Raw genomic sequence first — 13,721 nt, forward strand, 5'->3', positions numbered from 1 at the left:
AAGGCCCGCGTCCTGTCGGCGCGGGCCTTTCGCGTCTCGTGCGGGCGATCAGCGCTCCAGCGGGCCGCCGGCGCCGGTCCAGTCCCCCAGCCCGCCGATATTGTGGACCTCGGCGAAGCCGAAACCTTCCAGCATCTGCTTGGCCAGCCCGGACCGCGCCCCGGAGGCGCAGTAGACGGCCACGGGATGCCCGGCCGAGAGGGCGGGGTGGAACTCGGGGTGGCGCGGGTCGGCCTGCGATTGCAGCAGCATGAGCGGGATATGCACGGCCCCCGCGGCCTTGCCGGTCCGGGCCAGTTCGTCATGGCCGCGCACGTCGATCAGCGTCAGCCGATCCTCGGTGGCGCGGGCCACGGCATCTCGGGGCGACAGCCCGGCAGTGGTCTTGCGGGCGTTCAGAAGGGAAAACATGGGCTTACTCCTCGGGTGAGCGCGTGGATGGCGCGTCGCGCGCCCTTTGGCCGCTAATATATATCAACATCAGAATATATCAAGGCCCGCCCAGGTGCCTGGGCCACGCGGAAGTTCGTGCTATGTTCTCAAATTCGGGTTGGAGACTCGGGCGCGTTCCCCTATGTCTTAACCCATTGACCGGAGGGTCCGATGGCCGAGCTCAAGCAGATCGAAGTGCGGGGTGCCCGCGAGCACAATCTCAAGGACGTGGATGTCGACATCCCGCGCGACAAGCTGGTGGTGATAACCGGGCTCAGCGGGTCCGGGAAATCCTCGCTCGCCTTCGACACGATCTATGCCGAGGGACAGCGCCGCTATGTCGAAAGCCTCAGCGCCTATGCTCGCCAGTTCCTCGACATGATGGAGAAGCCGGACGTGGATCATATCGCGGGGCTCAGCCCGGCGATCTCCATCGAGCAGAAGACGACCTCGAAGAACCCGCGCTCCACCGTCGGCACGGTGACCGAGATCTACGATTACCTGCGGCTCCTCTTCGCACGGGTCGGCACGCCCTATTCGCCCGCGACCGGCCTGCCGATCGAGGCACAGCAGGTCCAGGACATGGTTGACCGCGTCATGACGATGGAGGAGGGCACGCGCGCCTACCTGCTGGCGCCCATCGTGCGCGACCGCAAGGGCGAATACCGCAAGGAATTCCTGGAGCTGCGAAAGCAGGGCTTCCAGCGTGTGAAGGTCGACGGCGCGTTCCACGAACTCGACGATCCGCCGACGCTCGACAAGAAGTTCCGCCACGACATCGACGTGGTGGTGGATCGCATCGTGGTGCGCGAGGGGATGGAGACGCGGCTCGCCGACAGTTTCCGCACCGCGCTCGACCTGGCATCCGGCATCGCGGTGCTGGAGACCGCCCCGCGCGAGGGCGATCCGGAACGCATCACCTTCTCGGAAAACTTCGCCTGCCCGGTCTCGGGCTTCACCATTCCCGAGATCGAGCCGCGGCTCTTTTCCTTCAACGCGCCGTTCGGCGCCTGCCCGTCCTGCGACGGGCTCGGGGTGGAGCTGTTCTTCGACCCGAAGCTCGTCGTGCCGGACGAGCGGCTGACGCTCTATGACGGGGCGCTCGCGCCCTGGCGCAAGGGCAAGTCGCCCTATTTCCTGCAGACGATCGAGGCCATCGCGGCGCATTACGGCTTCGCGCCGCACACCGCCTGGCGCGACCTGCCGGATCACGTTCGGCAGGTGATGCTCTACGGGTCCGGCGAGGAGGAGATCAAGTTCCGCTACGATGAGGGCGGCCGGGTCTACCAGGTGACCCGTGCCTTCGAGGGCGTGATCCCCAACATGCAGCGCCGCTGGCGCGAGACCGACAGTGCCTGGGTGCGCGAGGAGTTCGAACGCTACCAGAACAACCGCCCCTGCGGCGCCTGCGGCGGCTACCGGCTGAAGCCCGAGGCGCTGGCGGTGAAGATCGCGGGGCTGCATGTGGGCGAGGTGGTCGAGAAATCCATCAAGCAGGCCTGGGCCTGGTGCGAAACCGTGCCCCGGCACCTGACCGACCAGAAGAACGAGATCGCCCGCGCGATCCTCAAGGAAATCCGCGAACGGCTTGGATTCCTGAACAATGTCGGCCTCGAATACCTGACGCTCAGCCGCAATGCCGGCACGCTCTCGGGCGGCGAGAGCCAGCGCATCCGGCTGGCCAGCCAGATCGGCTCGGGGCTGACGGGGGTGCTCTACGTGCTGGACGAGCCCTCGATCGGGCTGCACCAGCGCGACAACGACCGCCTGCTGACGACGCTCAAGAACCTGCGCGACCAGGGCAACACGGTGATCGTCGTCGAGCATGACGAAGAGGCGATCCGCGAGGCCGACCACGTGCTGGATATCGGACCGGGCGCGGGCGTGCATGGCGGGCATATCGTCGCCCAGGGCACGCCCGAGGATATCGCCGCCGACCCGGCCTCGATCACCGGCCAGTACCTGACCGGCACGCGGGAAATCGCGGTTCCCGATACCCGACGCGCCGGAAATGATCGCGCGGTGACCGTCGAAAAGGCCAGTGGCAACAACCTGCAGGACGTCACGGTCGAATTCCCGCTGGGCCGCTTCGTCTGCGTCACCGGCGTCTCGGGCGGTGGGAAATCGACCCTGACGATCGAGACCCTGTTCAAGACCGCCTCGATGCGGCTGAACGGCGCCCGGCAGACGCCGGCCCCCTGCGAGACGATCCGCGGGCTGGAGCATCTCGACAAGGTCATCGATATCGACCAGCGCCCTATCGGGCGGACTCCGCGTTCGAATCCAGCGACTTACACCGGGGCCTTCACGCCGATCCGCGACTGGTTCGCGGGCCTGCCCGAGGCCAAGGCGCGCGGCTACAAGCCGGGGCGCTTCAGTTTCAACGTCAAGGGCGGGCGCTGCGAGGCCTGCCAGGGCGACGGGGTCATCAAGATCGAGATGCACTTCCTCCCCGACGTCTATGTCACCTGCGAGAGCTGCAACGGCGCGCGGTACAACCGCGAGACGCTGGAAGTGACCTTCAAGGGCAAGTCCATCGCCGACGTGCTCGAGATGACCGTCGAAGAGGCGCAGGATTTCTTCAAGGCGGTGCCGTCGATCCGCGAGAAGATGGATGCGCTGATGCGGGTGGGGCTCGGCTACATCAAGGTGGGCCAGCAGGCCACGACTCTCTCGGGCGGCGAGGCGCAGCGGGTGAAGCTGTCCAAGGAGCTGGCGAAGCGGTCAACGGGGCGGACGCTCTACATCCTCGACGAGCCCACCACGGGCCTGCATTTCGAGGACGTGAAGAAACTCCTGGAAGTGCTTCACGAGCTTGTTGAATCCGGCAACACCGTCATCGTCATCGAGCATAATCTCGACGTGATCAAGACCGCCGACTGGATCATCGACATCGGGCCCGAGGGCGGCGATGGCGGCGGCGAGATCGTCGCCGAGGGCACGCCCGAAGAGGTGGCCGCGGTCGCCCGCAGCCACACCGGTCGTTATCTCAAGGACATCCTAGCCGCGCGGCGCGTGGCGGCGGAATGACCGGTGCGGCCCGGCGGTGGCCCGCCGGGCCGGGCGCGGCGGTTCAGCCCTTGCAGGTCCTGATCCCGAAGATGGAATAGAGCGGGCAGCTCGACATCAGGCCCGTGGCAAGCGGGACGATCCCGATCAGGTAAAGCCAGCGATAGCTGGCCTCGGCGTTCAGGAAGAAGCCCGCGAGCAGGGCGAGCCCGACGAGAATGCGCAGGGCGCGGTCGATGGTGCCGACGTTTTTCTGGAACATGCTGTCCTCCGAATCGATGGGCCCGGCCATCCGGGCTTATGCGACGACAGTGCCAGAAAACGCCCCGCCGGTCTGTGACTCCGGTCACCGTTCGGGGGCGAGACCGGCGAGGGCGACCAGCGCGCCGCGATCGGTCAGGGTGACCGCCCCGCGGTCGCGCTTGAGCCAGCCACGCTTCTCGAAGCTTTCCAGGCGGCGAGAGACAACCTCGCGGGCGGTGCCCACGCGCGCGGCCATGTCCTGGTGGGTGGCCGTGATGCGCCCGGCCGCGTCCGCCCGGTCCAGCAGCGCCGCGGCAAGCCGGGCCTCGACCTTCTGGAAGGCCACGCGTTCGAGAAGGTGCATCATCCCCTGGACCCGCTGCGCGAAGGCGCCGAAGACGAAGCTGCGGAAGGCCGCGCTGTCGGCGGTCAGGGCCAGAAAGGCGTCGCGCGGGATCAGGACCAGTTCGCTGTCCTCGGTGGCGAGAGCCTCGCCGCTATAGGCCTCGCCGCCCAGGAGACCCAGCGTGGACTGCACGCAGGACTGGCCCGGCGCTACGGCGTAGAGCAGGATCTCGCGCCCGCCCGGCCCCGTGAGGTAGACCTCCACCCGTCCCGAGAGCATGACCACGAAGCCCTGGACCGTGTCGCCTGGCTGGAAGAGCACCGTGCCCCGCGGCACGCACTGCGGGGCGAGCCGCTCCAGCCGCGCCAGCGTCCCCGGTTCGAACCCGTCCAGCCCCGTGGCGCGCGCCGTCCAGCCCAAGGTCTCAGCCGCCCCGCTTCTCGAGCCGCGGCAGCAGCGCCGAGAAATCGCGGCCCTTGCCGTCCTCCTCCTCGACGAAGGTGGCGTAAAGATCCAGCGCGCAGGTGCCCATGGGGGTCTCGGCCCCGGCCTCGGCGGCGGCCTGGGCGGCGAGCCGCAGATCCTTCAGCATCAGCTCGGCGGCGAAGCCGGGGGTGTAGGCGTTGTCGGCCGGCGATTTCGGCCCGACGCCCGGGGCGGGGCAATAGGTGGTCATCGACCAGCTCTGCCCCGACGAGGTGGAGACCACGTCATACATCGCCTGCCGGTCGAGCCCCAGGCGGTCGGCCAGGGCGAAGGCCTCGCAGGTCACGGCCATCGTCGCGCCCAGGATCATGTTGTTGCAGATCTTGGCCGCCTGGCCGTTGCCCGAGGGGCCGCAATAGACGGCCTTCTGGCCCATGATCTCGAAAAGCGGCTTCGCCGTGCCGAAGCCGGTCTCGTCGCCGCCCACCATGAAGGTGAGCGTCCCCGCCTCGGCGCCGCCGACCCCGCCCGAGACCGGCGCGTCCAGCGCCGAGAGCCCGGCCGCCTGGGCCTGGTCGGCCACCGCGCGGGCGCTGGCCACGTCGACGGTGGAACAGTCGAGGAACACCGCGCCCTCTTGCATGGCCGGGATGATCTCCGCGGCCACGCGGCGCAGGATGTCGCCGTTGGGCAGCATGGTCACGACCACCGCGCGCCCGGCGGCGGCCGCGGCCGCGCTGGCGGCCTGCGCGACGCCTTCGGGGCAGGGTGCGGCCAGGTCGAAGCCCGTCACCTCGTGGCCGGCCGCGGCCAGGTTCCGCGCCATCGGCGCGCCCATGTTGCCCAATCCGATGAACCCGATCTTCATGACAGCTCCTCCTCCAGTTTCAGGCCCGCCGCACCGAGCGGCGAGAGCATGTGCGCGACCTCGGCCTCGGTCACCTCGGCGGGGCCGGCGTGGCGCCATTTCGGCGTCTTGTCCTTGTCGATGATCAGCGCGCGGATGCCCTCGAGGAAATCCGCCTCTTCCATGCTGCGATAGGTAAAGCGGTACTCCAGCGTCAGCGCGTCGCGGATGCCCGCGCCGCCGCGCAGCCGCCGGACCATCTCGATGGCGCAGGCCATCGAGAGCGGCGCGTTCCGCCCGAGCGCCTTGCGCGTCTCGGCCGCGAAATCGCCGCCATCGGCCGCGAGGGCCGCGTCGATATCGGCCAGCGTGCCGTTGAACAGCAGGTCGATCTCCACCTGGCGCGCGGCCAGGATCGCGGCCGGCGCGGTGCGGGCATGCCGGGCGACGGCGCCGGCATCGCCGGTCTCCACCAGCTCGGCCGTCAGCGCCGCCCAGCCCGGCTCGGGCACGAAGTGATCGGCGAACCCCGCGAGGATCGCGTCGGCCGGGCCCATCCGCGCCCCGGTCGCGCCGAGATACTCGCCAAGCCGCCCGGGCGCCCGCGCCAGCAGGTAGGAGCCGCCGACATCCGGCACCAGGCCGATCCCGCATTCCGGCATCGCGATCCTGGAGCTTTCGCCCACGACCCGGTGCGATCCGTGGCAGCCGACGCCGACGCCGCCGCCCATGGTGAACCCCTGCATCAGGCTGACGACCGGTTTCGGGAATTCCGCCATCTTGGCGTTCATCCGGTACTCGTCGCGCCAGAACCGGCGCCCGTAATCGTAATCGCCGCGCGTGCCGGTGTCGTACATCTCCTGGATGTCGCCGCCCGCGCAGAACGCCTTTTCGCCCACGGCGTCGATCAGCACCAGCGCGACCGAGTCGTCGCCGGCCCAGGCGTCCAGCGCCTTTTCGACCTCGAGGCACATGGCATAGGAGAGCGCGTTGAGCGCCTTGGGCCTGTTCAGCGTGATCCGGCCGGCCCGGCCCTCCTTGCGGATGTGGATGTCGGACATCAGCCGCGGGCCTCCAGCATCTGCCGCGACACGATCAGGCGCATGATCTCGTTGGTGCCCTCGAGGATCTGGTGCACCCGCAGGTCGCGCACGATTTTCTCGATCCCGTAATCGGCCAGGTAGCCATAGCCGCCATGCATTTGCAGGCAGTCATTGGCGACCTCGAAGGCGCGGTCGGTGACGTAGAGCTTGGCCATGGCGCAGAATTTCGTGGCATCCGGCGCGCCCCGGTCGAGCTTCCAGGCCGCCTGGCGCAGGAAGGTGCGGGCGGACTGGAGCTTCACCTCCATGTCGGCCAGCCGGAACTGCAGGGCCTGGAACTGGTCGAGCGGCTGGCCGAAGGCCTTGCGCTCCCCCATGTAGCCCAGCGCCGCGTCGAGCGCGGCCTGTGCCCCGCCGAGCGCGCAGGCCGCGATGTTGAGCCGCCCGCCGTCGAGCCCGGCCATGGCATAGGAAAAGCCGCGCCCTTCCTCGCCGAGCAGGTTCTCCGCCGGCACGGCGCAGTCGTCGAACTGGACCTGCCGCGTCGGCTGCGACCGCCAGCCCATCTTGTCCTCGAGCCCCCCGAAGGACAGCCCCTCGGTCCCGTCCGGCACGATGATCGCCGAGATGCCGCGCGGCCCGGCCGTGCCCGTGCGGGCCATGACGATATAGGCGTCCGAGTAGCCGCCGCCGGAGATGAAAGCCTTGGTTCCGGTCAGGCTGTAGCCGGCGTTGGTCCGCTCGGCCCTGGTCTTCAGCGCCGCCGCGTCGGAGCCCGAGCCGGGTTCCGTCAGGCAGTAGCTGAAGACGGTCTCCATCCCGATCGCGGGGCCGAGCCAGCGATCGCGCACCGCGTCCGAACCGAACTTGTCCAGCATCGCCGCGCACATGTTGTGGATCGAGAGAAACGCCGCGACGGAGGGGCAGGCCATCGAGAGCGCCTCGAAGATCAGCGTCGCGTCCAGCCGCGAGAGCCCCGATCCGCCCGAGTCCTCGCGCACATAGATGCCGCCAAGCCCAAGCGCGGCCAGTTTCGGCCAGAGATCCTTCGGGATGGTGCCGGCCTTTTCCCAGTCGGCGGCATGCGGCGCGATCTCGGCCTGGCCGAAGGCGTGGGCCATGTCGAAGATCGCGGTCTGTTCCTCGGTCGCTGCGAAATCCATCACATTCCTCCACGGGGCGGGAATTGAACGCCCGTTTAATAACCGATTGTTGCAGGAGTTTTGCAACCCCCCGCCGCCCCCGGATCAGAGATCGGCGGAAAACTCCTCGGCCAGGGCCCGCATCACCGCGTGATAGGCCGCGGCGTCGTCGGCGCCGCCGTCGCGGGCCGCCGCGAAGACGCGGCGCTGCCGCCTGGCGCTGGTGCCCGCGGCCAGGATGTCGCGGGCGGCCTCGACCTCGGCCAGGCAGCCGAGCGCCTCGGCGTCTTCCTCCACCAGCGCGATCAGCTCCTCGACCAGCACCGAGAAGGGCACCACGGCGCCGCGGCCGAAATCGATCAGGCCTTCCTCGGTGCCGTAGCGCTGCGCGCGCCAGCGGTTCTCGCCCACGAGAAAGGTGTCGTAGATCCGCCAGCGCTGGTTCGCGACCCGCAGCCGCCAGAGCATCCGCATGATGCATTGCGTCAGCGCCGCGATCGACAGCGTGTGCTCGAGCCGGGGCGAGACGTCGCAGATCCGGCTCTCCAGCGTCGGGAAGCGGGCCGAGGGGCGCATGTCCCACCAGATCTTGGTGGTGTCCTCGATGATCCCGGTGCCGACGATCGTCCCGGTCGAGCGCGCGTATTCCGAATGGCTGGCGAAGCGCGGCGGCAGCCCGGTGCGCGGCAGGTTGTCGAAGACCGTCAGGCGGTAGCTGGCAAGCCCGGTGTCTTGGCCCTGCCAGAAGGGCGACGAGGTCGAGAGCGCCAGCAGATGCGGCAAGAAATAGGTGAACTGGTTCATCAGGTCGATCCGCATCTCGTCGGATTCGACGCCCACATGCACATGCATCCCGCAGATCAGCATCCGCCGCGCCACCCCCGCGAGATCGCGGTCGAGCGCGTTGTAGCGGTCGCGGTCGGTGTGATGCTGGGTCTTCCAGTCGGCGGTCGGGTGGCAGGAGACCGCGAGCGGCGCCAGCCCGTGGCGCGCGGCGATCCGCGCGATCGTGGCGCGCAGCCGCTTCAGCTCGTCGCGGGCGCCGGGGATATCGCGGCAGACCCGCGTTCCGACCTCCACCTGGCATTGCAGGAACTCGGGGCTGACCTGGTCCTGCAGCTCCGCGCGGTATTCCTCGATCAGCCCCTCGGGTGCCTCGGCCAGGTCCATCGTCTCGGCGTCGACGAGGAGGTATTCCTCTTCGAGGCCCAGGGTGAAGCTTGGAATGATGCTCATCCGCCCGTCCCTCCGCTGCCGCCGGTCCATGAAAGCAGAGCCCCGGCCAGCCGACAAGAAAAAGGGCGCCGCGGCGGGCGCCCTCTCCAAGTGGTCCAAATATCCCCGCCGGAGGCACGGATCCCCCGGCCGGCGGCTTGCGTCAGTCCATCTGCTTGAAATGGAACTCGCCGCCCTCCTTGATGCCCGAGAACCAGCGCTCGGTCACGGTCTTGGTCCGGGTGTAGAAGCGGAAGGCGTCCGGGCCGTACTGGTTCAGGTCGCCGAAGGCCGATTTCTTCCACCCGCCGAAGGTGTGGTAGCTGAGCGGCACCGGGATCGGGAAGTTGATCCCGACCATGCCCACATTGACGCGGTGGGCGAAGTCGCGGGCGGTGTCGCCATCCGAGGTGAAGATCGCGGTGCCGTTGCCATAGGGGTTGTCCATGGTCAGCCGGAGCGCGTCCTCGTAGCTCTCGGCGCGCACCTGGCTCAGCACGGGGCCGAAGATCTCTTCCTTGTAGATGTCCATGTCCGGCGTGACCCGGTCGAAGAGCGAGGGTCCGATGAAGAAACCGGTCTCGTAGCCCTGCAGCCGGAAATCGCGCCCGTCCACGAGCAGTTCGGCGCCCTGGTCCACGCCGCTGTCGATGAGCCCGCGGATGCGCTCCTCGGCCTGCTTGGTGATGACGGGGCCGTAATCCACGTCCGCGCCGGCGGTGTAGGGGCCGACCTTCAGCTTCTCGATCCGCGGCACCAGCCGCTCGACCAGCGCGTCGGCGGTCTTCTCGCCGACCGGCACCGCGACCGAGATCGCCATGCAGCGTTCGCCCGCCGCGCCGTAGCCCGCGCCCACCAGCGCGTCGGCCGCCTTGTCGAGATCGGCGTCGGGCATGACGATCATGTGGTTCTTGGCGCCGCCGAAGCATTGCGCGCGCTTGCCGTTCGTGGCCGCGCGGCCGTAGATGTATTGCGCGATCGGTGTGGATCCGACGAAGCCCACGGCCTGGATCGTCTCGTTGTCGAGGATCGCGTCCACGGCTTCCTTGTCGCCGTTGACGACCTGCAGCACGCCCTTGGGCAGGCCGGCTTCCTCGATCAGCTCGACGAGCCGGAGTGCGGTCGACGGGCAGCGCTCCGACGGCTTCAGGATCATCGCGTTGCCGCAGGCCAGCGCCGGCGCCATCTTCCAGAGCGGGATCATCGCCGGGAAGTTGAACGGCGTGATGCCCGCGACCACGCCGAGCGGCTGGCGCATCGAGTAGAGATCGATGCCCGGCCCGCCGTCATCGGTGAACTCGCCCTTGAGCATGTGCGGCGCGCCCATGCAGACCTCGACCACCTCGAGCCCGCGCTGCACGTCGCCGCGCCCGTCGGGCAGGGTCTTGCCGTGCTCGCGGCTGACCAGTTCGGCCAGCTCGTCCATGTGGTCGTTGATGAGCTGGCCGAACTTCATCATCACCCGTGCGCGGCGCTGCGGATTGGTCGCGGCCCAGCCTTTCTGGGCCTCGGCGGCGACGGCCACGGCGGCGTCGAGCTCGGCCTTCGTGGCCAGCGGCACGCGGGCCTGGACCTCGCCGGTGGCCGGGTTGAACACGTCGGAGAACCGGCCCGACGCGCCCTTGACGCGTTTGCCGTCGATGTAATGCGTAAGTTCTTCCATGGCACTCTCCCTGGGACTGTGAGGCTGTCGCCACCCTAGTCTTGCGTTTTTGTTCCGAAAAGACGAAACACGCCAAAAGCGTTTTGCAAAAATGCAGGCATGCTATGGCGCGCGATCTGCGCTGGGACGATATCCGGGTCTTTCTCGCGGTGGCGCGGCGCGAGAGCCTTTCGGCGGCCGGCCGCGCGCTGCGGCTCGATCCCGCGACGGTGGGCCGGCGCGTCCAGCGGCTCGAGGAGGCGCTCGGCGCCCGGCTTTTCGTGAAATCGCCGCAGGGCTACGCGCTGTCGGAGGCCGGGCAGGGCTTCCTCGCCCATGCGGGGGCCGTGGAACAGGCGGTGACCGGCGCGCTGGAAGAGACACGCGGCGATCCGGACCTGCTGACCGGCTCGATCCGCATCGGCGCACCGGATGGCTGCGCGACCTTCCTGTTGCCGCAGGTCACCGCGGCGATCTGCGATGCGAACCCGGGGCTCGAGGTGCAGATCGTGGCGCTGCCGCGGGTCTTCAACCTCTCCAAGCGCGAGGCCGACATGGCGATCGGCGTGTCGCGCCCGACGGCGGGGCGGCTGACCGTGCAGAAGCTGACGGATTACCAGCTGCACCTGGTGGGCGCGCGGTCCTATCTCGACGCGCATCCCCCGATCCGCCGGCGCGCGGACCTCGAGGGGCACCGGCTCGTCGGCTATATTCCCGACATGATCTACGACACGGAACTGGACTACCTGGCCGAGACCGGCGCCGAGCGGGTGGCGCTGGCCTCCAACAGCGTGACGGTGCAGCTGAACTGGGTGCGCCAGGGGGCCGGCCTGGCCGTCGTCCACGATTTCGCGATGGCCGGGCAGGGCGATCTCTGCAAGGTGCTGCCGGGCGAGATCGCGCTCACCCGCAGCTTCTACCTGATCCGCCATGCCGACGATCGCCGGGTCGAACGCCTCAACCGCTTCGCCGATCAGCTGGCGGCGGGGCTCCGCGCCGAGGTGGCCCGGCGCGAACGGCTGACTTGACAGGTCGTCGGGGTCTGGGCGACGCTTCGCCGATAACATGACAAGAACGGGAGGCGCAGATGCTGGTCCGGCAGATCCTGAAGGCGAAAGGGAGCGGCGAGATCGCCACCATCGCGCCGGGGGCGACGGTGAAGGAGGCGGCCGAGATGCTCTCGGTCAAGCGTATCGGCGCGGTGATCGTGTCCGAGGACGGGGCGGTGCCGCTGGGGATCCTCTCCGAACGCGACATCGTGCGCGAGCTCGGGGCCCGGGGGCCGTCCTGCATGAGCGAGATGGTGCGCGAGATGATGACGGCCGAGCTGGTCGGCTGCACGCTCGACGAGGGATCGGACCAGGTGATGGCCCGCATGACCGAGGGCCGCTTCCGCCACATGCCGGTCATGGCGGATGGCCAGATGGTCGGGCTGATCTCCATCGGGGACGTGGTCAAGGCGCGGCTTTCCGAGCTCAGCATGGAAAAAGAGGCGCTGCAGGGCATGATCATGGGCCACTGAGCGGCGGCGCGCCGGGTGCGCGCCACGCCTGTCTCTCGCGCCCCCCTCGCGGGGGACGCTCGGGGGCCTCCGGCGGGGATATTTCCGGAACGGTGAAGCACCGGGCGCATCCCCCCTTGCATTCGCGCGGGCAATATTGTTGCGTGCGCCCGTGACAGAGCAGCGGGGGGATCCCATGCGCACCGGACTCTATCCCGGAACCTTCGACCCGATGACGCTCGGGCATGTGGACATCATCCGGCGGGCCTGCACGCTGGTCGACCGGCTCGTGATCGGCGTCGCGATCAACCGCGACAAGGGCCCGCTCTTCGATCTTGAGGAGCGCGTGCGCATGATCGAGGAGGAATGCGCCCGGCTGACGCGGGTCAACGGCACCGAGATCATCGCCCATCCCTTCGAGAACCTGCTGATCGACTGCGCCCATGACGTCGGCGCCAGCATGATCATCCGCGGTCTGCGCGCGGTCTCGGATTTCGAGTACGAGTTCCAGATGGTGGGCATGAACCGCGCCCTCGACGACAGCGTCGAGACGGTCTTCCTGATGGCCGATGCCAAGAACCAGGCGATCGCCTCGCGGCTGGTGAAGGAAATCGCCCGGCTCGGCGGCGACGTATCGAAATTCGTGACGCCGACGGTGGACGCGGCGCTGCGGCAGAAGTTCGCGAAGGACTGATCGCGGGGCTTTCCCTCGGCGTCGCCCCGGCCTAGGTTTCAAGCGGACCAGGCAAGGAGTGGACATGGCCGATTACAAGGATCCCGAGAACACCGTCGTCATCGAGCTCAGGCACGGGCCGGTGGCGATCGAGCTGCTGCCCGACGTGGCGCCCAGGCATGTCGAACGCATGAAGGAACTGGCCCGTGCCGGCGCCTATGACGACGTGATCTTTCATCGCGTGATCGAGGGCTTCATGGCGCAGACCGGCGACGTGGCCCATGGCAATGCCGGGAAGGGCGCCGACCTGCACCGCGCGGGCACCGGTGGCTCGGATCTGCCGGATCTGCCGGCCGAGTTCTCGAAGCTGCCCCATGACCGCGGCACGCTGGGCGCGGCGCGCTCGGCCAATCCGAATTCCGCCAATTCCCAGTTCTTCATCAACTTCTCGGACAATCACTTCCTGAATGGCCAGTACACGGTCTATGGGCGGGTGATCTCCGGGATGGAGCATGTGGATGCCATCACCCGCGGCGAGCCGCCGCGCAATCCCGACCGCATGATCAGGGTCCGTGTCGCCGCGGATATCGCCGATGCGTAGGATCCTGGGCGCCCTGGCCGGGCTGGTCCTGATGGCGGGACCGGCGCTGGCCGACGACGAGAACACGCTGGTGATCACCGTCGCCGGCAGCACCGAGGGCACGGTCGAGATCGCGCTCTTGCCCGATGTGGCGCCGAACCATGTCGCGCAGATCAAGACGCTGGCCCGCGCGGGGCACTATGACGGCGTGGTGTTCCACCGCGTGATCGAGGGCTTCATGGCGCAGACCGGCGACGTCGCCTTCGGCAAGCGCGGCGGAGACACCGCGCGCGCGGGCATGGGCGGCTCGGAGCTGCCGGATCTCGCGGCGGAGTTCTCGCGGCTGCCCTTTGTCGAGGGCGTCGTCGGCATGGCGCGGTCGCAGGATCCGGACAGCGCCAATTCGCAGTTCTTCATCATGTTCGACCGCGCGCCCCACCTGAACGGGCAATACACCGTGGTGGGCCGCGTCACCGACGGCATGGAGGTCGTGCACGCGATCAGGAAGGGGCAGGGCCGCAACGGGGCCGTCAGCGATCCCGACTACATGGAAAGCGTCCGCGTGAAGGCGGACATGTAGCCACACGGGCGGACAACACCGCGTGAGGAGGGCTGTGCCGGG

14 protein-coding genes are annotated in these 13,721 nt (G+C 68.6%); 6 read left to right on the forward strand and 8 right to left on the reverse strand.

Annotation, left to right across the window (positions count from 1 at the left end):
* Nucleotides 1–48 precede the first annotated feature (48 nt).
* Nucleotides 49–411 carry a rhodanese-like domain-containing protein gene (locus ACQ5SP_RS04885; RefSeq protein WP_430937014.1) on the reverse strand — a complete coding sequence of 121 codons (363 nt, stop codon included), beginning with the start codon at nucleotides 409–411 and terminating at the stop codon, nucleotides 49–51.
* Between the two features lie 192 nt (nucleotides 412–603).
* Here ACQ5SP_RS04885 and uvrA point away from each other — a divergent pair, with 192 nt between their 5' ends.
* Nucleotides 604–3,462 carry an excinuclease ABC subunit UvrA gene (gene uvrA / locus ACQ5SP_RS04890; protein ID WP_430937016.1) on the forward strand — a complete coding sequence of 953 codons (2,859 nt, stop codon included), beginning with the start codon at nucleotides 604–606 and terminating at the stop codon, nucleotides 3,460–3,462.
* A gap of 43 nt (nucleotides 3,463–3,505) precedes the next feature.
* On the opposite strand, the gene ACQ5SP_RS04895 is transcribed toward uvrA, so the two are convergent.
* From ACQ5SP_RS04895 to ACQ5SP_RS04925, 7 genes are all read right to left on the reverse strand, one after another.
* A complete protein-coding gene (locus tag ACQ5SP_RS04895; protein WP_430937018.1) occupies nucleotides 3,506–3,703 on the reverse strand; it encodes a YgaP family membrane protein in 198 nt (65 codons plus the stop codon).
* 84 nt (nucleotides 3,704–3,787) lie between these two features.
* Nucleotides 3,788–4,450 carry a Crp/Fnr family transcriptional regulator gene (locus tag ACQ5SP_RS04900; protein WP_430937020.1) on the reverse strand — a complete coding sequence of 221 codons (663 nt, stop codon included), beginning with the start codon at nucleotides 4,448–4,450 and terminating at the stop codon, nucleotides 3,788–3,790.
* Nucleotides 4,451–4,454: 4 nt separating this feature from the next.
* Nucleotides 4,455–5,324, reverse strand: a complete 870-nt coding sequence (mmsB, locus tag ACQ5SP_RS04905; RefSeq protein ID WP_430937022.1) for a 3-hydroxyisobutyrate dehydrogenase — start codon at nucleotides 5,322–5,324, stop codon at nucleotides 4,455–4,457.
* The gene (locus ACQ5SP_RS04910) at nucleotides 5,321–6,364 is read right to left on the reverse strand and encodes an enoyl-CoA hydratase/isomerase family protein (RefSeq protein ID WP_430937024.1); all 1,044 of its coding nucleotides are present in this window, start codon (nucleotides 6,362–6,364) and stop codon (nucleotides 5,321–5,323) included. Before ACQ5SP_RS04910 ends, mmsB begins: the two co-directional genes overlap by 4 nt.
* Nucleotides 6,364–7,509, reverse strand: a complete 1,146-nt coding sequence (locus ACQ5SP_RS04915; RefSeq protein ID WP_430937026.1) for an acyl-CoA dehydrogenase family protein — start codon at nucleotides 7,507–7,509, stop codon at nucleotides 6,364–6,366. The genes ACQ5SP_RS04910 and ACQ5SP_RS04915 overlap by 1 nt, the downstream gene beginning before the upstream one ends.
* A gap of 84 nt (nucleotides 7,510–7,593) precedes the next feature.
* Nucleotides 7,594–8,724, reverse strand: a complete 1,131-nt coding sequence (locus ACQ5SP_RS04920) for a carboxylate-amine ligase (protein WP_430937028.1) — start codon at nucleotides 8,722–8,724, stop codon at nucleotides 7,594–7,596.
* Between the two features lie 142 nt (nucleotides 8,725–8,866).
* Nucleotides 8,867–10,366 (reverse strand): CoA-acylating methylmalonate-semialdehyde dehydrogenase, encoded by a 1,500-nt coding sequence (locus ACQ5SP_RS04925; protein ID WP_430937030.1) that lies wholly within the window; start codon nucleotides 10,364–10,366, stop codon nucleotides 8,867–8,869.
* Nucleotides 10,367–10,482: 116 nt separating this feature from the next.
* Here ACQ5SP_RS04925 and ACQ5SP_RS04930 point away from each other — a divergent pair, with 116 nt between their 5' ends.
* The 5 genes from ACQ5SP_RS04930 (at nucleotide 10,483) to ACQ5SP_RS04950 (ending at nucleotide 13,679) form a co-directional block, all read left to right on the forward strand.
* Entirely contained in the window at nucleotides 10,483–11,373 is an 891-nt protein-coding gene (locus tag ACQ5SP_RS04930) for a LysR family transcriptional regulator (RefSeq protein ID WP_430937181.1), read from the forward strand.
* 59 nt (nucleotides 11,374–11,432) lie between these two features.
* Nucleotides 11,433–11,867, forward strand: a complete 435-nt coding sequence (locus ACQ5SP_RS04935; RefSeq protein WP_430937032.1) for a CBS domain-containing protein — start codon at nucleotides 11,433–11,435, stop codon at nucleotides 11,865–11,867.
* Between the two features lie 175 nt (nucleotides 11,868–12,042).
* Nucleotides 12,043–12,540 (forward strand): pantetheine-phosphate adenylyltransferase, encoded by a 498-nt coding sequence (gene coaD, locus ACQ5SP_RS04940; protein WP_430937034.1) that lies wholly within the window; start codon nucleotides 12,043–12,045, stop codon nucleotides 12,538–12,540.
* A 64-nt stretch (nucleotides 12,541–12,604) separates the two neighbouring features.
* A complete protein-coding gene (locus ACQ5SP_RS04945; protein WP_430937036.1) occupies nucleotides 12,605–13,120 on the forward strand; it encodes a peptidylprolyl isomerase in 516 nt (171 codons plus the stop codon).
* Nucleotides 13,113–13,679 (forward strand): peptidylprolyl isomerase, encoded by a 567-nt coding sequence (locus ACQ5SP_RS04950; protein ID WP_430937038.1) that lies wholly within the window; start codon nucleotides 13,113–13,115, stop codon nucleotides 13,677–13,679. The genes ACQ5SP_RS04945 and ACQ5SP_RS04950 overlap by 8 nt, the downstream gene beginning before the upstream one ends.
* The last annotated feature ends 42 nt before the right edge of the window (nucleotides 13,680–13,721 follow it).

The sequence above is a fragment of the Rhodovulum sp. YNF3179 genome (assembly GCF_050586465.1).
Lineage (GTDB): Bacteria > Pseudomonadota > Alphaproteobacteria > Rhodobacterales > Rhodobacteraceae > CAJXYS01.